We start from the raw sequence: 20510 nt of genomic DNA on the forward strand, positions 1-20510 counted from the left end.
TCCATCGACTACCGTCGCATCAGCAGAAGCGCTGCTCGTTAATCGGATATCTTTGGTATCTTGGTGTACACCGATATTAGAGAGTATTTGTGCAACCATCCCCATGGTAAAGTATCTATCACCAACCGTTATAGCGTCTAGCCCTGCCTTCCCTCCGCCAACGATGTATATTTTTTGATCCGGATTAAAATTAAAATCCCCCGCGTAGTGCGCGTCTATGTTCTTTATTGCATAAAGAAAAGCATGATTTAGGCCTTTGTCGTCATTACTTCGCGGAGGCGGAGTTGCTGACGCCTCCGGAAGCTTGTCCCGTAGTTGACAGAATGTCTCATACCCTTGTCTAGTCGAAAAGACCAAAGGATACTGTGCTAAATCCTTATTCCCTAGGCGATGCAGGTAGCCACCTATAGTAGAAAGAAGATCCTTCTCCATTGTGATATCGGCACTTTGTGGCGTTCCTAAGAATAGCGTAACCCTCTCATGTTGATTGGATATAGGACTACTGGCATTGGAGGAGCTTACTCCTGTCATCAATGATGAGACGCTTGAAACGTGTCTCATCGGATTAAGGCCTACAGTAGGCTGGCCGGTCTGTATGGTTATATTTGGCATAGATAATATCCTGTGTGTTTGATTATCTTTTGAGATAATTTCCCATCCATTTAATTAACTCATGAGATAATTTCCCATGTGTTCAATTAACTTCTGAGATAATTCCCTGCAATTTTCTGATAAACCCTTCGATAGTTAACTTTACGGATTCGCTTGAGTTGAAATTTGTTGCAGTCATTGATGCCTTTAACTCCAAGCCATTGTCTGTTTGTAACATGAAAACTCCAGCGCCATCAGCGCCGTTAAGTGTGGAAGATAAAATATCAATAATTCTTAACGCGCCAGGTGAGTCTATTTTATTCAGCCCAAACGGTAATAAACTCCACATCCACAGTTTGTCATCATGACAAGAAATAAAAACATCCGGAGTGTCTTGTATATGCATTGATATAGCAGGGTAATTATCCATTTCATCAATAATTGCACGAGGTAAGCCAAATGAAATCAATACTTCTTTAATTATTTGCCTATCGATAATCACAGACAGTCTCCATCACTATTTGTATCATGATATACTAATCATTCAATTTGTAAAAAATTAGCTTGGAATAGAATCTCTTCGTTGATTATATGTTGATTTTTCGTGATTTTGTGTGATGAATTCACCACTTCGGTGAGAGGCTTCACTATCATTATTTTATCTATAGTACTTTCCTATTTTTACTTTATAAATTAATGAAATTTTGTTTTTTATATGATGCGTATGGTGGACTGAGCCCACCCCGGAGGTAAACATGGGCTGGCAAAAGTGTAGCGGTATTCGGCGCGGCTATTTAGGGAGGTTCCCCGCGAGATGCATCTGAGCGGGAAAATCTTCATGCAGCGCATTGAGCGTAACAACCTGACCTGACGTTCAGAACACGCATCAAGCGATTCGCTCTAAAACCATCTGCTTCTCTCGCTCTGTGGAGCTCCATGATCAGGTGATGGGTGCCTTTATCGAAAGGTACCACTTCGACTGACTAGAGGCATCACCAACAAGAAATTGAGTTTTAATTCAGTAAGTTATGGAGTGAGTTGGACTTGCTGAGATGTGATTATGGCGTTCCCTGCAGGAATCGAACCTGCAACTAGCCCTTAGGAGGGGCTCGTTATATCCATTTAACTAAGGGAACACGCAAATAAGATGTGACGCTGCGGCGCTATCCGTGCTGAAGCGTTGAGCTATCCTACCGTATTCCCTCTCTTTTTTTCAAGCCGAACTGGGGGATAAGGGAGAGAACGCGTTATTTTTACGCACTGCTGCCTGCTAAATGCGCAGTCTACGGCTCCTCGCTGAACGGGGGATCCGGTGGTGGCGTAACCCTATGGGTATCAGGCGCTCGTCGATGTGGCGGGTGTTTCGAGATACTCCCAGCGCTGGATACGCGTCAGCATCAATGGTATCGCTGATATCCTTTTACGCCAAATCTCCTGCTGCGCCGGATCGAGTTTGCTGTACAGGCTGAGGATGATATCGGTGCGGCGCTCCAGGCGTACCAGTATCTTGCTCCGTTCCTGGCCGCGGTGGCTGAGAAAACGCTGGCGCTCTTTGGCCCATCCTTCGATTTGTGCCTTGAGGCGGGTCTCGGTATCGTTCACCACCAGCAGACTCAGCACAGCCGAGCTGATGGTGATGACGGCGATCAGGGCGAACAGGAAGGTGGTGTAACCGTTAAAATAGTCATTGCCGGGCACGTAGTTGTGGCTGTTGGCGTTGATCATGACGGCGACGGCAAAGGCAATCAAGGGGATCGCCCGTACTTTGTATTGTCCATTCATCACAAAGGCCACCGGAAAATAGATTAACAACATACTGAGCCAGAATGCGTTGGCGTTGTGTAGGTTAGGCAATAGAAAAATAAAGATCGGGAAGGCGAATAGCGTGCCGATGCTAAAGCCGATGGCGAACCCTTTGGGCGACATGCGCTCACCGTATTGACACATGACCAAAAGCACCGCAGTCAAGAGCATTACCTGCGGACCGCCGGGCCAGCCATAACGCCAGAGCAGCAGACTCAGAATACAGCTGACGAAGAACAGCAGTGAGCTGGTAAAGGCGGAGTCGGTTCCGGCGCTGAACATGCGGTTTTGCCACTGCCAGCGAAAGCGGCTTTGCGCATCAGTGCTGGCATTTTTCTGCACGATGCTGTGCAGATCGGCGGCGATTAGCGTCAGCAGTGAGGCGTAGCGCGATGAGTGTGCCATCGTAACCGGGGGGATGGGCTCATACGCCTTGACCGCAGTGATAGCCGCGCTGATCCATGCTTTAGTCTGGCTATCCAGGGCGTGTTGCATCCGTAGGGAATAGAGGTGACGGCTGAACTTCTCTAGCGCATAGATGCTATTGATTACATTGTATTCATGGGCATAGATGATTCGGTAGTCGCCATAGTTTAAGGACAGAGATTGGCGCAACAGGTCGATCTTTTGCGATAGCTCCAGGTATAACGCCACCGCATCCGCATCGTCTTTATTGAGTAGGGTGTCCAGCTTTTCCAGGATTGCGTGATACTGCTTCTGCCATGACGCGGCATACTCCAGCGGCCACAGCAGGTTGAATATGAAGATCACCGAGGAGCCAATGAACACGCAGCCTACGCGGTCGAACAATACGCTGAAGGCGCGGCTGGGACTGGAGAGAGAGGCGCTAAAGACGATGATGAAACCGATAATCACCCAACGCCACATATCCTTGTATTGGAAATGGGTCAGGCTGATGTAGGTGCAGACGCTGCCAAACAGCGCAGCGCAGAGCATGATGCTGAAGGGATCCTGCGCTAGCCACCAGATGACGAAAAATCCGATGCTGCCACCGACAAAGTTACCGACGATGCGCTGCCACCAGCGGCTGCGAATTTGGCCGATCGTTCCCAGCGAGACGATCAGCGCGCTGGTTACGGCCCAATCCGGCGAGTGCATCCCCAGTCGCATGGCAATATAGAGCGAGAGCATGACGGCTAGGGTGAGCCGCAGGGCTTTTAAACTTTGCAGTAGCATGGGGCGCCTTACTTAATGATATTGACGGTCGCGCTGAGTCCCGGAATGAGATTCTCCATATTGGTACCGGGATCCAATTGAATATTGACCGGAACGTTTTCCGCCAGGCGAACCCAGTCAAAGACTTGCGGCAGTTCAGAAAGTAAGCCCGGATTTGGCAACTCTTTGGAGTTGATCGCCGAGCCGATGCTTTGTACATGGCCGTGGTAGACGGTGTTGGTATCGGCCATCAGGTAGATCCTGGCCTTATCGCCGACGCGAATGCCGGTGATGACGGTTTCCGGGAAGGCGCCCTCAACCCAGACATTATCGGTATCGACCTCAGCCAGAACCGCGCTGCCGGGACGAGCGTAGTCGCCTGCGTTCAGGTTGACCGTGGCGATGTTGCCGTTGCTGGGCGCATAGACCCGGGTACGGGAGAGATCCAGCTCGGCCTTGGCCAAGGCTGCCCTGGCGGTCAGCAGCTGGGCGTTGTCCGGGCCGATGGCACCGCGTGCGGCGATTGCCTGCTGCAGACGTGCCTGCGCAGTGGCCACATTTCCCTTGCTCACGCTGAGATCCGTCCCGGCCTGCTGGTAATCATTGGTCGAGGCAAAATCACGTTGCTTCAGGTTACTGATGCGCTGGAAGTTTGCCTGCATATAGCTGCATTGGCTCTGCGCGTTTTGCAGCGCCGCCTTGGCCGAGAGAACCGCCGCGCTCTGCTCTAACAGCTGTTGTTCGACGTTAGCCAGATTCGCCTGGGCCTTCTGGACGCTGATCTTGTAGTCGCTGTCGTCGATGGAAAAAAGCAGCTCCCCCTTTTTGACTGACTGATTGTGGCGCACATTGACCTGAGTAACCAGACCGCTCACCTGAGGCGCGATATCGATGATATTCGCCCGCACAACGCCATGGCGGGTACTCAGTTGCTGGTTGTACTTGTGGATGCCAAAGATAATGATCGAGAAGGTAATGGCGAGAAATAGCGCCGTGCGTGAAGCGGGTGACTTTAACATATCATAACCTGTTAAATATAAATGATGGCGATAACCAGTAATGCATAGATGGCTGATGCATAAGCCCAGACGATCAGACGTGGATGCCAGAAATAGCTTAATAGACGATAGCGTGCGGCAAATTTCACCGACAGCTGAGTGATAATGAAACAAAGAATGCCTAAGACCACCAGCTTGGGGATAAAGGCATTCAGCAACACGATATCGTTAAAGAGTTCCATGATTACCTACAGTTATTATAATAGTAGTTCTATTTTGGTATTATATATCACACTATTGATAATATACATTACTATTTCGTGTGATAATGAAACAGATTTTTATAAGCAAAGATATTGCATACATAAAGCCCACGCACTGTCTGGATTGATCGGGTTTATAAGAAAAATAATCATATTTATCATGTTATTATAATCGCTGTCATCCGTTGTGTCAGCGCGAGTGGTGCAATGGGCAGGTGAGTGTAGATGCACCCAGCATCACGGGTTGTATGTGCTGTAACGCCGGGGGATCCCATTCGGAGGACGGCGAGGACCATGCTTTTTAATCTGCAATGGTGGTATTTGTTTTTATAATATATATTCTTTATATATCAGCATAATATAATTAATCGCCTATCCTAAAAGGAGTTGTCAGTTAATACATCATGACAATTTCTGAGAGCGAAATATGGCAGGCAGCTGATCTGCGATCAACCCGGGAAAAGATGGCACCACTTATCCCTGGGCATAAACCCCTTCATCTTCTGGGTAGACACCGTAAACACGTTGAGCATCGTGCGGTAATGAACGCCGTATTCTTTGTGCTCAGAAGGGGTTGCCAGTGGAGTGCACCCAACGCGACAGATATCAGCCCATCATGCTCTGCCCATCGTCGTTTCCAGGAATGGTGTGATGCCGGGGGTGTTGAACGGTTCTGGCAGAACGGATTGCGTGCCTGTGAGCAGTTGGATGCCATCGACAGAGCATGGTTATCGGTGAATGGGTGCACCGCTGACCGGTTTAAAAAAAACAGGCCACAATCCCACAGACAGAGGGATGCGGGGGGAGTAAGGTGAAGTCTGATGACAGACGGGAATGGATTTCCGCTCTCACCGCACCGGCCGTCGCAGGGGCAAACACTCTCGGCATCACGCGGGTTGCAGAGACTCTCACTGCTCTTCCGACGGGCAGAACCGGCAGAAGGCTTAATCTGTACATGGATAACGTTTATGCAGCCGAAGGGCTGGAGGACTCCCCGAAAAGCCGTCGTCATGAACTGCATACCCGGCCACGAAAAAAGGAGGCCGATGCCATCAGAACGGTGGATGTTAAAGCACATGGCAGAGTCATGGGGAAATGCCCCGCGGGGCGAACCGCAGCTGCCGCATCCTGACTCGCCGGGAGAAAAAGGCCGGAAACTATGAGGTCATGCTGTATTTTTCCTGCGGCATCATTTTATTTCTGGAGTAAAAACCTATTGGGATAGGCCCCAAGAAATAATGAAACCTCCGTTGCGCCGGGCGATGATTATCGGTTGCCGGGGAAAGCGTATGGTGCGCGGAGGCTGACGCGAGCGTGTTCTTCGCCCCCTTGTTCGCGCTGCGTCTCTCCCGACGCCTTTCCCGCTGCCGACTGACCACGCGCCGGGCGGTAAAATGTGAACTACGTCGGCATGGGCGGCATTTTAGATGCCTTAGCGGGATCTAACCGGTGTTTATCCTTGATCCCACGCGTTATTTTACCCCAAATGAGTTAGGTGGAGGGAGTTTACGGGGGTTCGGGGGATGAAGAGCTTATGCTATTATGCAGCGATTAAAATCAGGACAGAATCTATCCATGTTGACCATTTCCCGGCTGGGATGCCGCCGCGATGAGCGTGTGCTGTTTGACGATCTGGACTTTCGGGTACAGGCGGGGGAGATCATTCAGATTGAGGGGCCTAACGGGGCGGGAAAGACCACGCTGTTACGAATGATGGCGGGGCTGGCCTTACCGGATCGCGGCGAAGTCCTGTGGCAGGGGCACTCCATCCGTCGCCAGCGTGAGATATATCAGCAGAATTTGCTGTACTTAGGGCATCACCCCGGCGTCAAAAGCGTGATGACGGCGTTTGAGAACCTGGCGTTTTACTGCCGGGTACTGGGGCGGGCCGATGAGGCCCCGATTTGGGATGCGCTGGCGCAGGTCGAGCTGGTTGGCTTTGAAGATGTTCCTGTCGCCCAGCTGTCGGCGGGGCAGCAGCGCCGGGTGGCACTGGCGCGCCTGTGGCTGAGCCAGGCGCCGCTGTGGATCCTGGATGAGCCGCTGACGGCGATCGATAAACTCGGGGTGGCCCGGCTGATCGGGCTGTTTGAGCGCCACTGTGCGGCCGGGGGCGCTATCGTGCTGACGACCCATCAGGAGCTGAATTATCCCGCCATGCGTCGCCTGCGTCTGCGCGGTGAGGAGAGGGCGGTATGATACTGGCGGTCATTCGGCGTGAGCTCCGCATCGCGCTGCGCAGCGGAGCGGAAATTATCAATCCGCTATGGTTTTTTCTGATTGTGGTCACGCTGTTCCCGCTGAGCATCGGCCCGGAGCCGCAGCTGCTGGCGCGCATTGCACCGGGGATCGTCTGGGTCGCGGCGCTGCTGGCGGCGTTGTTGTCGCTGGAGCGGCTGTTCAGGGACGATTTTCTGGACGGCTCGCTGGAGCAGCTGGTGTTGCTCCCGGCGCCGCTGACGCTGACGGTGCTGGCCAAGGTGATCGCCCACTGGCTGCTGACCGGATTGCCGCTGCTGATCCTGTCACCGCTGGTGGCGCTGCTGCTGTCATTTAACGCGGCGACCTGGCAGGCCGTCGCGTTGACGCTGCTGCTCGGTACGCCGACCCTGAGCTTTATCGGGGCTATCGGGGTCGCGCTGACGGTCGGGCTGCGCAAGGGCGGGGTGCTGCTGAGCTTGCTGGTGCTGCCGCTGTATATCCCGGTGCTGATTTTCGCCACCTCGGCCATCGATGCGGCCTCGATGGGGATGCCCATCAGCGGCTATCTGGCGATCCTGGGGGCGATGCTGGTGGGCAGCATGACGCTGGCGCCCTTTGCCGCCGCCGCCGCGTTACGGGTAAGTATTCAGTAGGGTGACAGTTATAGGCCGATTCTTATATGCAGCGATAACTAAAACCATGTTGATACCAAGGCTATCTGCAGGACAAAATTTGCGGCGTTTATTGTATATAAATGCTGAATTTGAATGAGTTTTCATCATTCCGGGCTTCAGCCCGGACCATTCATTACAATTGTGAGCAATCGCTATGTGGAAATGGCTTCATCAGCTTGCCATGCCGGAACGGCTCTATCGGCTGTGCGGCAGACTGACCCCCTGGCTGGGGGGGCTTGGTATCCTGTTTCTTCTGGCCGGCCTGATCTGGGGATTCGGCTTTGCACCGGCCGACTATCAGCAGGGCAACAGCTACCGCATTATGTATCTGCACGTTCCCGCAGCTATCTGGTCGATGGGGATCTACGCCGGCATGGCCGTGGCAGCCTTTGTCGGGCTGGTCTGGCAGATGAAGATGGCGGATTTGGTCGGTGCGGCCATGGCACCGGTCGGCGCGGTGTTTACCTTTATTGCGTTGGCGACCGGCTCGGCCTGGGGTAAGCCAATGTGGGGCACCTGGTGGGTGTGGGATGCCCGTCTGACCTCCGAGCTGGTGCTGCTGTTTCTCTACCTGGGGGTTATCGCCCTGTATAACGCCTTTGAGGATCGACGTCTCGCCGGGCGGGCCGCGGGCATTCTGGTGCTGGTCGGGGTGGTCAACCTGCCGATCATCCACTTTTCCGTAGAGTGGTGGAACACGCTGCACCAGGGATCCAGCAATATGCAGCAGAGCATCGATCCCAGCATGCGTGCCCCGCTGCGGCTGAGTATCTTTGGTTTCCTGTTTTTCTTTGCCACGCTGACGCTGATGCGCCTGCGTAACCTTATTCTGCAGCAGGAGCGGCACCGCCCCTGGGTCGCCGCATTGCTGTCGTCGTCGGTTTCTCCAGGGAGGCGCCCGCAATGACACCGTTCTTTGTTTCCTGGCAGGCGTTTTTTGCGATGGGCGGCTATGCCTTCTATGTCTGGCTGTCGGTTGCACTGACGCTGCTGCCGTTGCTGGGGGTGGTGCTGCATACCCGCCTGCGCCGACGCGCGTTGTTTGGCGAGATCCGCCGCCATCAGGCGCGGGAACAACGGATACGCCAGGCGCAGCAGGCTATGGGTGACAATAACCGGGAGAGTGACCTCATATGATGAATTCACGACGTAAACATCGTTTATACCTGGCCGTGGGTGTCTTGCTGGGGCTGGCCGTCACGGTATCGCTGGTGCTGTATGCCCTGCGTGCCAACATCGACCTGTTCTACACCCCCGGTGAAATCATCATGGGGAAAGGGGCACAGCATGAGAAGCCGGAGGTGGGCCAGCGCCTGCGTATCGGCGGCATGGTGATGCCCGGTTCGGTGCAGCGCGACGCTGATAGCCTGAAGGTGAGCTTCAAGCTGTATGACGCCCGTGGAGTGGTCGGAGTGACCTACAACGGCATTCTGCCCGACCTGTTCCGTGAAGGGCAGGGGGTGGTCGCTCAGGGGGTGTTGGCGCCGGGCAACGTGATTCAGGCCAAAGAGGTGCTGGCCAAACATGATGAAAAATATACCCCGCCGGAGATTGAGGAAGCGATGAAAGAGAATCATTCGCCGGAGATCGAGGCGGCGGTGAAAGAGAACTCTCATCAGTCCGTATCGGGCGCAGAGCAACGGGACGGTAACCCATTATGATCCCAGAGATCGGTAACTTTTTACTGTCGTTGGCGCTGGCGCTTTCCGTGCTGCTCAGCGTCTACCCCTGCTGGGGCGCGGCGCGCGGCGATCGGCGCATGATGGCACTGGCTCGGCCGCTGGCCTTTGGGTTGTTCGCCACCATAACCCTGTCCTTTATCTGCCTGGTGTATGCCTTTATCGCCAATGATTTTAGCGTGGCCTACGTAGCAGCCAACTCCAATTCGCAGCTGCCGGTCTACTTCCGTATTGCCGCGACCTGGGGATCCCATGAGGGGTCACTGCTGCTGTGGGTGATGCTGCTCAGCTGGTGGACGCTGGCGGTATCGCTGCTGAGCCGTCGCATGCCGCTGGATTCGGTGGCGCGGGTGCTGTCGGTGATGGGGATGATCAACATTGGCTTCCTGCTGTTTATTCTGCTGACCTCCAATCCGTTTATTCGCACGCTGCCCGGCTTTCCTATCGATGGGCGGGATCTGAACCCACTGCTGCAGGACGTTGGGCTGATCTTCCACCCGCCGCTGCTGTACATGGGCTATGTCGGTTTTTCCGTCGCCTTTGCTTTTGCCATCGCCTCGCTGATGGCCGGGCGTCTGGACACCGCCTGGGCTCGCTGGTCGCGTCCCTGGACCATGGCCGCCTGGGTGTTTCTGACGCTGGGGATCGTCCTGGGATCGTTCTGGGCCTACTATGAGCTGGGCTGGGGCGGCTGGTGGTTCTGGGATCCGGTGGAAAATGCCTCTCTGATGCCCTGGCTGACCGGCACCGCCCTGCTGCATTCGCTGGCGGTGACCGAGAAGCGCGGCACCTTTAAGGCCTGGACGGTGCTGCTGGCCATCACCTCCTTCTCGCTGTGCCTGCTGGGTACCTTCCTGGTGCGCTCCGGGGTGCTGGTCTCCGTCCACGCTTTTGCCTCCGATCCGGCGCGCGGCATGTTCATTTTAGCCTATCTGGTGGTGGTGATCGGCGGTTCGCTGCTGTTGTATGCGCTGCGCGGCGGTCAGGTGCGCAGTCATACCCGCCATGAGCTGTTCTCCCGCGAGACGCTGCTGCTGGGGAACAACGTGCTGTTGGTGGCCGCGACGCTGGTGGTGCTGCTGGGGACGCTGCTGCCGCTGGTGCATAAGCAGCTGGGACTGGGCAGCATCTCCATCGGTGAGCCGTTCTTCAATACCATGTTCACCTATCTGATGGTGCCGTTCGCCCTGCTGCTGGGCGTTGGCCCCCTGGTGCGTTGGCGTCGAGATTCGCTGGGCCGCCTGCGCACGCCGCTGCTGGCTGCGCTGGTGCTCAGCGCGGCGCTGGCGCTGCTGCTGCCGTGGTTGCTGCAGGATAGCATTGTGGCCATGACGGTGCTGGGACTGCTGATGGCTCTGTGGGTGGTGGTGCTGACGCTGGTGGAGCTGTACCAGCGGGCGGCCCATCGCGATGGTTTCTGGCGCGGATTGGGTAAGCTGTCGCGCAGTCAGTGGGGTATGGTGCTGGCCCATCTCGGGGTGGCGGTGACGGTAATCGGCATTGCCTTCAGCCAAAACTACAGCATTGAGCGTGACGTGCGAATGAAGTCCGGTGACACCCTGCAGATCCGCGACTACCGCTTTGTCTTCCGCGATGTGCATGAGATCAGCGGTCCGAACTACAGCGGCGGCGAGGCACTGATCGACGTGCTGCGTAACGGTAGGCCGGAGACCACGCTGCGCGCCGAGAAGCGCTTCTATACCAACGCGCGCAGCATGATGACCGAGGCTGCGGTAGACGGTGGCCTGACGCGGGATCTGTATGCCGCGCTGGGCGAGGAGCTGGATGATGGCGTCTGGGCCGTCCGGCTGTACTACAAACCTTTTGTTCGCTGGATCTGGTACGGTGGCGTGCTGATGTCGCTCGGTGGGATGCTGTGCATGCTGGATCCACGTTACCGCAGCGCGCGTCGCGCCAAGGATGCTCAGGAGAAGAAAACGGCATGAACCGTAAACTGCTTTTTATTCCGCTGGCGCTGTTTTTACTGCTGGTGCTGGCGTTTCTGATCCAGCTGCAGCGTAACGCCAGCGGCGAAGACCCCACGATGCTGGAGTCGGCGCTGATCGGTAAGCCGGTACCTGAGTTCCGCCTTGCCTCGTTGGATACGCCGGGAAAAACCTACAGCCAGTCGGTTTTGCGCGACGGAAAGCCGCTGCTGCTGAACGTATGGGCCACCTGGTGCCCAACCTGCTATGCCGAACATCAGTATCTGAATACCCTGGCGGCGCGCGGAGTCCGGGTGGTCGGCCTGAATTATAAGGATGACCGTCAGAAGGCGATAAAATGGCTGAACGAGCTGGGGAATCCCTATGCGTTGAGCCTGTATGACGGTGACGGCATGCTGGGGCTGGATCTGGGGGTTTACGGTGCACCGGAGACCTTCCTGATCGACGGCAACGGCATCGTTCGCTATCGTCACGCCGGCGATCTTAATGAACGAATCTGGAAGGAAGAGATTGAACCGCTGTGGCTGAAATATCAGGGAGGTCAATCATGACGGGACTACGCGGAGCCCTGCTGGCGCTGGGATTGCTGTTGCCCGGCGTCCTGTGGGCGGCGGTGATCGATACCTATAACTTTACCAGCGAGGCGCAGGAGCAGCAGTACCGCGAGCTGACGGAGCAGCTGCGCTGCCCCAAGTGTCAGAACAACAGCATTGCCGACTCCAACGCCATCATCGCCTCGGACATGCGCCAGAAGGTGTATGAGCTGATGCAGCAGGGCTATAGCCAGCAGCAGGTGGTGGATTACATGGTGGCGCGTTACGGCAACTTTGTCACCTATGAGCCACCGGTGACGCCGGCGACCCTGATCCTGTGGATCGGGCCGCTGCTGGCGATCCTGGGCGGGGGGTGGGTACTGGTGCGTCTGGCCCGTCGCCGTCCGGCGCGCGTGGCGCTGCGCGATAGCGAGGTGGCGCAGGCTGACCTCAGCGAGGCCGAGCGGCAGCGCCTGCGGCGCTTGCTTAACCAAGAGCGTGACGGAGAGCCGCGATGATAACCTTTTGGCTGATAGTGCTACTGTTGCTGGCCGTCGCCGCAGCGCTATTGTTGATCCCGGCGCTGCGTACGCCGCGCGGCAACGACGGGGCGGATCGCGATCGCCTGAATACCCAGCTGTACCATCAGCGCCTGCGTGAACTGGAGCAGGATGAGGCGCAGGGGCTGGTGGAAGGCCACGCGGAGATGTTGACGGATCTGCAGCATAACCTGCTGAATGATGTGCCGAAGCAGGCGGTGCAGCGTGTTCAGCCGATCGGGCGCTGGGCGTTGCTGCCGGGCGTGCTGGTGTTGGTGGCGCTGTCGTTGGGCTGTTACCTGAAAACCGGTGGCTGGAGTCAGGTGGCCGAGTGGCGGCAAGTGATGACGCAGCTGCCGCAGTTGCGTGGGCGGGTGATGAGTGAGGATCAGAAGCCGCTGGATCGCGAGGAGCTGACACGCCTGGGGCTGGGGCTGCGCACCGAGCTACAGTCGCAGCCGGACAACGTGGCGGACTGGGTGATGCTGGGGCGGATCGGGATGACGTTGAATAACGCAACGACGGCCACGCAGGCTTTTGCCCATGCCTATAAGCTGGCGCCCGGCGAGCCTGAGGTGGCGCTGGGCTATGCTGAGGTTCTGACGCGCTCCAGTGACGCACAGGATAACCGCGAGGCCACCGTGCTGCTGCGTCGTCTGCTTAGCCAGGATCACCAGAATACTCAGGTGCTGAGCCTACTGGCGTTTAACGCTTTCGAACAGGGCGAGTTCCGCCAGGCGATCGGTGCCTGGGAGATGATGCTGAAGCTGCTGCCGCCAGATGATCGGCGCCGTGATATGATCGAACGCAGCATTGCGCAGGCGCGGGTACAGGCGGGAACCGATGCTGCGCAGGTGCGGGTCGAGATCAGCATGGATCCGGCACTCGAGCGTCAGCTACCGTCCGGCAGTCAGCTGATGATTACCCTGACCGACGGCAACAACCCGCTGCCGGTGGCGGTGAAACGGCTACCGCTGGGCCATTTCCCGCAGACGGTGACCCTGTCAGATAGCGATGCGATGATGCCGGATCGGCTGCTCTCTTCGCTGGCGCAGTTTAAAATACGGGTATTGGTGGTGCCGCCGGGCGCAGAGGCGGACGGGCAGAGCGATGTGTTCGGAGAAAGTGCCGTTTTACGCTATACTAGCGGTAAAATGGTGGCGATAACCCTTAGCCGTCAGGTACCTTAAGCGGCTGGGCGAAGTGTAAGGCTGTTGAAGGGCGCCCCGTTGAGGGGCGCTCTGGTTTATGGAGCAAATTATGAAATCTCGTCTGGCGGGGGTGGCCCTGGCAAGCGTGGTACTGGCCGGTTGTGCCACGGGATCTTCCCGGCAGGATACACAGGGGCGATCGGATCCGCTGGAGGGCTTTAACCGGGCCATGTTCAACGTTAACTATGATTACCTTGACCCCTATTTGGTACGGCCGGTTGCTGTGGTATGGCGTGATTATGTTCCCAGCCCGGCGCGTAATGGTCTGATGAATTTCTTCGTTAACCTGGCGGAGCCAGCCAGCATGGTGAACTGTTTTGCCGAAGGGCGGATTTATGATGGCTTTCGCCACCTTAACCGCTTTTTCCTCAACACGACGCTGGGGATAGGGGGGCTGATTGACGTTGCGGCGATGGCTAACCCTGATAAGCTGAGCAAACAGGATCCGCAGCGCTTCGGCAGTACGCTGGGCTACTACCACATTCCCTATGGGCCCTACCTGGTGCTGCCGGGCTACGGTAGCTTTACCCTGCGTCAGGAGGGGGGGAATTCGGTGGATTACCTCTACCCACCGCTGGGATGGCTGACCTTCTGGATGTCGGCCGGTAAGTGGGCGCTGGAAGGTATTGAAACCCGGGCTCAGCTGCTGGACTCCGATGGTCTGCTGCGTAACTCGCCCGATCCGTACATCACGGTGCGCGAGGCTTATTTCCAGTACAATGACTTTCTGGTCAACGGCGGCCAGGTTCAGCCAGAGGCCAATCCCAATGCCCAGGCGATCCAGGATGATTTGAAAGATATCGACTCGGCCAACTGAGGTATTTGGCGACGTGGGTGCCCGACGAGCACCCGCTTTTTAGCACGTTGCTGACGACATTCGTATCTCCCCTTCTGTGGCCTCTCCCGCGTCTGCGTCCGATCACCTCTCTCGGCATATCAACAGATGCCAAAGAACATGGGCTGCTTTTCCGCGCAAAGCCAGCCTCTTTTGGTACGCCCGATCGGGTTGTCTATCGCCATCATTGCCGGTACTGCTTTGGGGGTGGTCGTGGGGGTGGAGATAAAAAAAACGCCCCCACAGGGGCGCTCGGTTTCCGGTAGCGTCACTATCAGAAAGCGTAGTTCAGGTTGGCACCGTACAGCCAGGCCTTACCGACGGAGCGGAAGGTATAGGGGCCTTCCTTGAAGTTAACGTGGGAGCCGTGCATATAGGAGGCGCCAACGTCCACGGAGAGATCGCGGTTAAAGGCGTAGCTGAAGCCGCCGCTCAGCCAGGCGCGGTTCTGATCCGGAATGGAGATAGAGCGGTGCTCGGCCGGTACCGGCGTCGCGTCAAAGGCCACGCCGCCGCGGAAGGTCCAGCTATCGTCGTAGTAGTAGGTGGCCCCCAGTGCCATACGATAAGCATCGTGGAACTGCTCATCTTTCTGGAATAGGGTATCGTTGTTGTCATTGGTGGCCTTCAGCTCTTTAAACTGGCTCCAGGTGGTATAGGCCAGGCTGTAGTGGATAGCCCACTGCGATGCCACGCGGTTATAACCGGAGACCTCCAGCATCGCCGGCAGGGTCATGCTCAGCTTGCCGGGGATCACCTGACCGCTGCTGCCCATCGGCAGACCGATGACGCCCAGGATTGGGTTCAGATTAGCGGGCAGGGCGCTGCTGTAGTCGCCTTTAAAGTCGAGCTTTACCTCTGAACGGTAGGTCAGGGCGTAGCGGTTACGCTCGTCTACCTGGTACAGGATCCCGGCGTTCCAGCCATAGCCCCAGGTGTTGCCTTTCAGGTGGGCGATTTGGGTATTGGCGGGAATGTTCATGGCCATTGACTGATACGGCTGCGGCAGCTTGGTGGCCAGCATCTGCGGCAGATCGCCGGCATAGCGTTCGATCTTTGCCTTGGCGTATACCGCGTTGATACCTAGGCCGAAGCTCAGCTGCTGGTTGAGGCGGTAGGCGGTGCTCAGATTAAAGTTGGCGGTCATCAGATCGGTGGTACCGCCAAAGGCGCCAGCGGTGTAATTATCGTTAAAATCGGTGGCGAGACCGTAGTTGCTGGTGGCGGAGGCGCCGATGGACCAGTGTTCGTTCAGCGGCTGCACGTAGTGCAGGTTGGGGATCAGCTCGCTCGGCGCGATGTTGTGCGCGTTCAGACTTTGGCCGGTCGGTGATGTTCCGGTGATATCGACGCCGGGATCGATATAAATGCCGCCGACGGAGATGGCCGGGCGGTCGAAGGTGCTCAGCACTGCCGGGTTGCGGCTGGCGGAGGCCGGTGTATCGGTCATGGCCCCTTCGCCGGAGAAGGCGCGGCCCAGTCCGGCCGCGGAGAATTCATTGAGCTGAAAACCCGCTGCGTTGACGTTGGAAGAGAGTAGTGCTACCGCCGCGGCTAACGCCGATCGAGTAAACAGTTTTTTCTGGCGCATATCCGAAGCCTCGTAGAACTCTTTTTAAATAATGTTACACGTCGTAACAAGGAGCACGGATTGTAGGGGGGAGCAGCGGCCTAACAAATCAGACCAGTGTCATATCGGTATGGGACAATAGCTGAGCATTGCAAAATTTATCTTTAACTTCATTTGCTTACTGTTTTTAATTTGTTATGTTTATTATCGATTTATTGCCGAGTTGGGAAGGAATAGGCTAAAAATACCGCGATCAGCCGAGATTATGTCATTTTAGCGTGATGGGTAATTCCGTCCTTCTGGCGCTAGTGTGAAAAAGGCGGGCGGGGTAAAATAAGCATCAATATCCTGTTTTTTGAGCCAGATCACCATTGGCCCGACTATCGGGGCAGTTGCCCCACTGAGGAGACAAGCGAAATGACCGATGCAATCAATAAATGCAGCGCGACTGAAACCGCGGCATGCTGTTGTGTAGACGTAGGTACCGTAATGGACAATACCGACTGTCCCGCATCTTACCGTCATCTATTTGCCAGTCAGGATGAGGCTCAGACAATGCTGGCTCAGCTGACGGAAAAGGCGCAGTCCGTTGCGTCAGAGCCGTGTCAGATCACCAGCAGCATTGCGCAGAATGCACAGGGCTTTGAACTGAATATCGATTTTCTGTTCTGCTGTCAGGCTGAGACGCTGATTTTCCAGCTGGGTTTGCGCTAAGCACGGGGGTAAAAACGCACGGGATACCGTGCGTTTTTTGTAACCTGAGGTTATCCACCGTGTCGGCCGATGGCGTCAGGTCAGCCGCAGAGGGGGGCGCCGGATCACTGGCTGCAACTCTTTTATCTTTAAGCACTGTACAGTCTGCGGTGAACGGGGTAGCTTTCGTCCCTGCGGTGTACGGGGTGTGTTGTCAACTGCGTGCTTTATAACGGTGCGTGCCGCCTCGTGATAACAACAAATCGGTGGTAGCCCCACAGCGATCCTTTGCTCTTCCGGCTTGTCCGGGAAAAGGATGCATTGAGCAACGATATTTTCTTTCCATCAGGGTGTAAAGGTCACGCACGGTAGCGGCGGCTTTTACCAACAGTAGCGGTGCAATATGCAAGTTTTTATTATGCGTCACGGTGAGGCGGCGCTTGAGGCCGCCAGCGATGCGCAGCGTCCGTTGACGCAGGCCGGTCATGCTGAATCTGTTCGTATGGCGGCCTGGCTGGCCAGCCAGGCTGGAAAAATCGATCGGGTGCTGGTCAGCCCCTATCTGCGGGCGCAGCAGACGTTGGCCGCGGTGCGTGAGGTGCTGCCGCTGCCGGGCGAGGCCGAGACTCTGGATGATCTGGTGCCGGGCGGTGATGCCAATGTTACCGCCAGCTATCTTGAGGTGCTGTCACAGCAGGCGTCGCAGCGGGTGCTGGTGATCTCACACCTGCCGCTGGTTGGCTATCTGGTTTCTGCCCTCTGTCCACAGGAGATGCCGCCGATGTTTTCGACCTCGGCTATCGCTGCGGTGACCCTGGACGGGGCGACGGGTGAGCTGGAGTGGCAGGTGAGCCCATCCCAGCTGGCCGACGGCCTCTGATCTTCTCTTCGGCCCCATCATCCGACGGCGGCCGTCGTGGATCCCGCGCCTCAGAGGTGCGGCACCTCCCGCTCATCAACGTCAATGAGCACCAGCAGCGCGGCATCGCCGCCCCATTCGCGCGGTGCCTGGTAAAAGGCGCGAATGTCGGGATGCTGTGCCAGCCACAGCGGCGTCTGCTGTTTGAGGACGTGTTTGCCGTGACCGTGCATGACGCAGGCGCAACAGAGGTGCTCACGGCGGCAGGCGGCAATCAGCGCGCCCAGCTCCTGTTTGGCCTGTAGCTGGGTCAGGCCGTGCAGATCCAGAAACATCTCTGGTGTATAGTCGCCGCGGCGCAGCTGCTTCAGCTCAAAGTGGCTGACGTCAGGGCGAACGTAATGGGTCGGCCCGTCGCTGCTTAAGTTGGGTTGAAACTCATCGGAAAAATAGAAGCTGGCGTCGATCTGCTCCTGCAACACCTTTTGCGGCGCCACCTGGCGCGTCAGGCGCGCCGGGCGATGGGTCACCTTGTCCTGGCTCAGGGGGCGGATACCGGCGACGACGGTGTGGAACAGGGCGGCGTCATCGCCGTTGATGGAATGTTTCTTGCTCATACTGTGACGGTTCGCTGATTTCTTACTGATAATCACAGTGTAACCGCAGATGGACGTCGCGCTAAGTAAAACCGCCGTCGGCAGCGGATCCTTGCTGATTTGTCCGTGGCTTCATGGCACACTACAGCCGCTATACCCTGACGGGTATTACCCAATATTATGTAATCCATGTCGTGAGGCATGACTTTCCGAGCGCTGCTGGAGGCTACTTTGGACAAGATTTTCGTCGATGAGGCGGTAAACGAACTGCACACCATTCAGGATATGCTGCGCTGGACCGTCAGCCGCTTTAACGCCGCTGAGGTTTACTACGGCCATGGCACGGATAACGCGTGGGATGAGGCGGTGCAACTGGTGCTGCCGACGCTCTATCTGCCGATGGACATTCCCGAGGATATGCGTAGCGCCCGTCTGACCCTGAGTGAGCGTCACCGTATCGTTGAGCGGGTGATCCGCCGTATCAATGAGCGTATTCCTGTCGCCTATCTGACCAATAAGGCCTGGTTCTGCGGGCATGAGTTCTATGTGGACGGGCGGGTGCTGGTGCCGCGTTCGCCGATCGGCGAGCTTATCGATAATCGCTTCTCCGGTCTGATCGGTCATGAGCCGCGGAATATTCTGGATATGTGCACTGGCAGCGGCTGCATCGCCATCGCCTGTGCCTATGCGTTCCCGCAGGCTGAAGTGGACGCGGTGGATATCTCCAGCGATGTGCTGGCGGTGACGGAGCATAACATTCAGCAGCACGGCCTGGAGCAGCAAGTGACGCCGATCCGCTCCGATCTGTTCCGTGAGTTGCCGCCGCTGCGCTATGACCTGATCGTGACCAATCCGCCCTATGTTGATGAAGAGGACATGTCCGATCTGCCCGATGAGTTTCGTCATGAACCGGCGCTGGGACTGGCCGCCGGCAGCGATGGCCTGAAACTGGTACGCCGTATCCTGGCCTGCGCGCCGGACTATCTGAGCGATGATGGGGTATTGATCTGTGAAGTGGGCAACAGCATGGTGCATCTGATGGCGCAGTATCCAGAGCTCCCGTTTGTCTGGCTGGAGTTTGATAACGGCGGCGACGGCGTCTTTATGCTGACGCGTCAGCAGTTACTGGAGTGCGCGGATCATTTCGCGCTTTACCGCAGCTGACCGCGGGGCAGGTGGCGGGCCTCCCCCTTTACCGGATGCAGAGACAGGCAGTCCCCTGATGGCGTCAGGGCAACCAGGAGAGTGACATGGCGGGAAACAGCATTGGCCAGGTATTCAGAGTAACCACCTTCGGCGAGTCACACGGTGCGGCGCTGGGCTGCATTGTGGACGGCGTTCCGCCGGGAATGGCGCTGAGTGAGGCGGATCTGCAGCACGATCTCGATCGCCGTCGCCCCGGCGCGTCGCGCTATACCACGGCGCGGCGTGAGGCGGACCGGGTGCGGATCCTTTCGGGTGTCTTTGAGGGAGTGACCACCGGTACCAGTATTGGACTGCTGATCGAGAACACCGATCAGCGCTCGCAGGATTATAGCGCCATCAAGGATCTGTTTCGCCCGGGCCACGCCGACTACAGCTATGAGCAGAAGTATGGACTGCGCGACTACCGGGGCGGTGGACGCTCTTCGGCGCGGGAAACCGCGATGCGCGTCGCCGCCGGTGCGATCGCTAAAAAATACCTTCAGCAGCAGCATGGCATCGTTATCCGCGCCTGCCTGAGCCGGATGGGCGATATCGTCTGCCGTCAGTACGACTGGGCGCAGGTAGAGCAGAATCCCTTCTTCTGTCCTGATGCACAGCAGCTGGAGGCGCTGGATGCCCTGATGCGCGATCTGAAGAAGTGCGGAGACTCGATCGGCGCCGAAGTGACGGTGATGGCGACCGGGGTTCCCCCCGGACTGGGCGATCCGGTCTTCGATCGTCTGGACGCCGACCTGGCCCATGCGCTGATGAGCATCAATGCAGTTAAGGGTGTAGAGATAGGCGATGGCTTTGCGGTGGTGGGGCAGCGTGGCAGCGAGCATCGCGATGAAATCAGTCCGTCGGGATTTCTCAGCAATCATGCCGGTGGCATTCTGGGCGGGATCAGCAGCGGTCAGCCGCTACTGGCGCGCCTGGCGCTAAAGCCGACGTCAAGCATTATGGTGCCGGGGCAGACCATTACCCGCGCCGGCGAGGCGACGACCATAGTCACCCACGGCCGTCACGACCCCTGCGTGGGGATCCGGGCGGTGCCGATCGCCGAGGCAATGATGGCACTGGTGCTGATGGATCATCTGCTGCGCCAGCGTGCGCAGTGTGCGGATGTCGCCTGTACGGTGCCACGCTGGTAAAGGAGT

At 57.0% G+C, this 20510-nt stretch carries 21 protein-coding genes, 1 tRNA gene and 2 pseudogenes; 16 read left to right on the plus strand and 8 right to left on the minus strand.

Going from position 1 to position 20510, the window contains the following annotated elements; all coding sequences use genetic code 11:
* On the minus strand, nt 1–612 hold a 612-nt coding region (locus EIEH_RS19480), incomplete at its 3' end, for a hypothetical protein (RefSeq protein WP_204365806.1).
* 82 nt (nt 613–694) lie between these two features.
* Nucleotides 695–1093, minus strand: coding sequence for an InvB/SpaK family type III secretion system chaperone (locus EIEH_RS04055; RefSeq protein ID WP_015872044.1), 399 nt, complete (start codon nt 1091–1093; stop codon nt 695–697).
* Between the two features lie 294 nt (nt 1094–1387).
* Here EIEH_RS04055 and EIEH_RS17300 point away from each other — a divergent pair.
* Nucleotides 1388–1574: pseudogene (locus tag EIEH_RS17300) on the plus strand (IS1 family transposase); the annotation flags it as partial.
* A 78-nt stretch (nt 1575–1652) separates the two neighbouring features.
* On the opposite strand, the gene EIEH_RS04060 reads toward EIEH_RS17300, so the two are convergent.
* From EIEH_RS04060 to EIEH_RS04075, 4 genes are all read right to left on the minus strand, one after another.
* Nucleotides 1653–1727, minus strand: a tRNA-Arg gene (locus EIEH_RS04060).
* A 199-nt stretch (nt 1728–1926) separates the two neighbouring features.
* Complete coding sequence (locus tag EIEH_RS04065) at nt 1927–3591, minus strand: FUSC family protein (RefSeq protein ID WP_015872042.1); 1665 nt, start codon at nt 3589–3591, stop codon at nt 1927–1929.
* 8 nt (nt 3592–3599) lie between these two features.
* Nucleotides 3600–4589, minus strand: a complete 990-nt coding sequence (locus tag EIEH_RS04070; protein WP_015872041.1) for an HlyD family secretion protein — start codon at nt 4587–4589, stop codon at nt 3600–3602.
* A gap of 11 nt (nt 4590–4600) precedes the next feature.
* Nucleotides 4601–4810: a DUF1656 domain-containing protein gene (locus EIEH_RS04075; RefSeq protein WP_015872040.1), complete on the minus strand. Its 210-nt coding sequence runs from the start codon at nt 4808–4810 to the stop codon at nt 4601–4603.
* Nucleotides 4811–5235: 425 nt separating this feature from the next.
* Here EIEH_RS04075 and EIEH_RS18380 point away from each other — a divergent pair.
* From EIEH_RS18380 to mlaA, 11 genes and pseudogenes are all read left to right on the plus strand, one after another.
* A pseudogene (locus EIEH_RS18380) lies at nt 5236–6040 on the plus strand (IS5 family transposase).
* A gap of 366 nt (nt 6041–6406) precedes the next feature.
* Nucleotides 6407–7030, plus strand: a complete 624-nt coding sequence (gene ccmA / locus EIEH_RS04080) for a cytochrome c biogenesis heme-transporting ATPase CcmA (protein WP_015872038.1) — start codon at nt 6407–6409, stop codon at nt 7028–7030.
* On the plus strand, nt 7027–7686 hold the full coding sequence (ccmB, locus tag EIEH_RS04085) for a heme exporter protein CcmB (RefSeq protein ID WP_015872037.1): 660 nt from the start codon (nt 7027–7029) through the stop codon (nt 7684–7686). Before ccmA ends, ccmB begins: the two co-directional genes overlap by 4 nt.
* 175 nt (nt 7687–7861) lie before the next feature.
* A complete protein-coding gene (locus EIEH_RS04090) occupies nt 7862–8614 on the plus strand; it encodes a heme ABC transporter permease (protein ID WP_015872036.1) in 753 nt (250 codons plus the stop codon).
* Nucleotides 8611–8844, plus strand: coding sequence for a heme exporter protein CcmD (gene ccmD / locus EIEH_RS04095; protein WP_015872035.1), 234 nt, complete (start codon nt 8611–8613; stop codon nt 8842–8844). The genes EIEH_RS04090 and ccmD overlap by 4 nt, the downstream gene beginning before the upstream one ends.
* Nucleotides 8844–9368, plus strand: coding sequence for a cytochrome c maturation protein CcmE (gene ccmE, locus EIEH_RS04100; protein WP_035608796.1), 525 nt, complete (start codon nt 8844–8846; stop codon nt 9366–9368). The genes ccmD and ccmE overlap by 1 nt, the downstream gene beginning before the upstream one ends.
* Nucleotides 9365–11332 carry a heme lyase CcmF/NrfE family subunit gene (locus EIEH_RS04105; RefSeq protein WP_015872033.1) on the plus strand — a complete coding sequence of 656 codons (1968 nt, stop codon included), beginning with the start codon at nt 9365–9367 and terminating at the stop codon, nt 11330–11332. The genes ccmE and EIEH_RS04105 overlap by 4 nt, the downstream gene beginning before the upstream one ends.
* On the plus strand, nt 11329–11883 hold the full coding sequence (locus EIEH_RS04110; protein WP_015872032.1) for a DsbE family thiol:disulfide interchange protein: 555 nt from the start codon (nt 11329–11331) through the stop codon (nt 11881–11883). The genes EIEH_RS04105 and EIEH_RS04110 overlap by 4 nt, the downstream gene beginning before the upstream one ends.
* Nucleotides 11880–12383, plus strand: a complete 504-nt coding sequence (locus EIEH_RS04115) for a cytochrome c-type biogenesis protein (protein WP_015872031.1) — start codon at nt 11880–11882, stop codon at nt 12381–12383. Before EIEH_RS04110 ends, EIEH_RS04115 begins: the two co-directional genes overlap by 4 nt.
* Entirely contained in the window at nt 12380–13594 is a 1215-nt protein-coding gene (gene ccmI, locus EIEH_RS04120) for a c-type cytochrome biogenesis protein CcmI (protein WP_015872030.1), read from the plus strand. The genes EIEH_RS04115 and ccmI overlap by 4 nt, the downstream gene beginning before the upstream one ends.
* Before the next feature lie 70 nt (nt 13595–13664).
* Nucleotides 13665–14432, plus strand: coding sequence for a phospholipid-binding lipoprotein MlaA (gene mlaA / locus EIEH_RS04125; RefSeq protein ID WP_015872029.1), 768 nt, complete (start codon nt 13665–13667; stop codon nt 14430–14432).
* A gap of 292 nt (nt 14433–14724) precedes the next feature.
* On the opposite strand, the gene fadL is transcribed toward mlaA, so the two are convergent.
* Nucleotides 14725–16041 carry a long-chain fatty acid transporter FadL gene (fadL, locus tag EIEH_RS04130; protein WP_015872028.1) on the minus strand — a complete coding sequence of 439 codons (1317 nt, stop codon included), beginning with the start codon at nt 16039–16041 and terminating at the stop codon, nt 14725–14727.
* A 396-nt stretch (nt 16042–16437) separates the two neighbouring features.
* On the opposite strand from fadL, the gene EIEH_RS04135 reads away from it, so the two are divergent.
* A complete protein-coding gene (locus EIEH_RS04135) occupies nt 16438–16734 on the plus strand; it encodes a YfcZ/YiiS family protein (RefSeq protein WP_015872027.1) in 297 nt (98 codons plus the stop codon).
* Between the two features lie 382 nt (nt 16735–17116).
* Nucleotides 17117–17593: a phosphohistidine phosphatase SixA gene (gene sixA, locus EIEH_RS04140; protein WP_015872026.1), complete on the plus strand. Its 477-nt coding sequence runs from the start codon at nt 17117–17119 to the stop codon at nt 17591–17593.
* A 50-nt stretch (nt 17594–17643) separates the two neighbouring features.
* Here sixA and smrB read toward each other — a convergent pair whose 3' ends face one another.
* A complete protein-coding gene (smrB, locus tag EIEH_RS04145; RefSeq protein ID WP_035608785.1) occupies nt 17644–18189 on the minus strand; it encodes an endonuclease SmrB in 546 nt (181 codons plus the stop codon).
* Between the two features lie 210 nt (nt 18190–18399).
* On the opposite strand from smrB, the gene prmB reads away from it, so the two are divergent.
* Together prmB and aroC are read left to right on the plus strand one after the other, a co-directional pair.
* A complete protein-coding gene (gene prmB, locus EIEH_RS04150) occupies nt 18400–19332 on the plus strand; it encodes a 50S ribosomal protein L3 N(5)-glutamine methyltransferase (RefSeq protein WP_015872024.1) in 933 nt (310 codons plus the stop codon).
* Nucleotides 19333–19418: 86 nt separating this feature from the next.
* A complete protein-coding gene (aroC, locus tag EIEH_RS04155; protein WP_015872023.1) occupies nt 19419–20504 on the plus strand; it encodes a chorismate synthase in 1086 nt (361 codons plus the stop codon).
* The last annotated feature ends 6 nt before the right edge of the window (nt 20505–20510 follow it).

Source organism: Edwardsiella ictaluri ATCC 33202 (assembly GCF_000264785.1).
GTDB lineage: Bacteria > Pseudomonadota > Gammaproteobacteria > Enterobacterales > Enterobacteriaceae > Edwardsiella > Edwardsiella ictaluri.

Excerpts from the sequence above, each read along its gene's own strand:
- EIEH_RS04065 (WP_015872042.1), bottom strand. The coding sequence starts at position 3,591 with ATGCTACTGCAAAGTTTAAAAGCCCTGCGGCTCACCCTAGCCGTCATG.
- EIEH_RS04070 (WP_015872041.1), bottom strand. The coding sequence starts at position 4,589 with ATGTTAAAGTCACCCGCTTCACGCACGGCGCTATTTCTCGCCATTACC.
- EIEH_RS04075 (WP_015872040.1), bottom strand. The coding sequence starts at position 4,810 with ATGGAACTCTTTAACGATATCGTGTTGCTGAATGCCTTTATCCCCAAG.
- ccmA (WP_015872038.1), top strand. The coding sequence starts at position 6,407 with ATGTTGACCATTTCCCGGCTGGGATGCCGCCGCGATGAGCGTGTGCTG.
- ccmB (WP_015872037.1), top strand. The coding sequence starts at position 7,027 with ATGATACTGGCGGTCATTCGGCGTGAGCTCCGCATCGCGCTGCGCAGC.
- EIEH_RS04090 (WP_015872036.1), top strand. The coding sequence starts at position 7,862 with ATGTGGAAATGGCTTCATCAGCTTGCCATGCCGGAACGGCTCTATCGG.
- ccmD (WP_015872035.1), top strand. The coding sequence starts at position 8,611 with ATGACACCGTTCTTTGTTTCCTGGCAGGCGTTTTTTGCGATGGGCGGC.
- ccmE (WP_035608796.1), top strand. The coding sequence starts at position 8,844 with ATGAATTCACGACGTAAACATCGTTTATACCTGGCCGTGGGTGTCTTG.
- EIEH_RS04105 (WP_015872033.1), top strand. The coding sequence starts at position 9,365 with ATGATCCCAGAGATCGGTAACTTTTTACTGTCGTTGGCGCTGGCGCTT.
- EIEH_RS04110 (WP_015872032.1), top strand. The coding sequence starts at position 11,329 with ATGAACCGTAAACTGCTTTTTATTCCGCTGGCGCTGTTTTTACTGCTG.
- EIEH_RS04115 (WP_015872031.1), top strand. The coding sequence starts at position 11,880 with ATGACGGGACTACGCGGAGCCCTGCTGGCGCTGGGATTGCTGTTGCCC.
- ccmI (WP_015872030.1), top strand. The coding sequence starts at position 12,380 with ATGATAACCTTTTGGCTGATAGTGCTACTGTTGCTGGCCGTCGCCGCA.
- mlaA (WP_015872029.1), top strand. The coding sequence starts at position 13,665 with ATGAAATCTCGTCTGGCGGGGGTGGCCCTGGCAAGCGTGGTACTGGCC.
- fadL (WP_015872028.1), bottom strand. The coding sequence starts at position 16,041 with ATGCGCCAGAAAAAACTGTTTACTCGATCGGCGTTAGCCGCGGCGGTA.
- EIEH_RS04135 (WP_015872027.1), top strand. The coding sequence starts at position 16,438 with ATGACCGATGCAATCAATAAATGCAGCGCGACTGAAACCGCGGCATGC.
- sixA (WP_015872026.1), top strand. The coding sequence starts at position 17,117 with ATGCAAGTTTTTATTATGCGTCACGGTGAGGCGGCGCTTGAGGCCGCC.
- smrB (WP_035608785.1), bottom strand. The coding sequence starts at position 18,189 with ATGAGCAAGAAACATTCCATCAACGGCGATGACGCCGCCCTGTTCCAC.
- aroC (WP_015872023.1), top strand. The coding sequence starts at position 19,419 with ATGGCGGGAAACAGCATTGGCCAGGTATTCAGAGTAACCACCTTCGGC.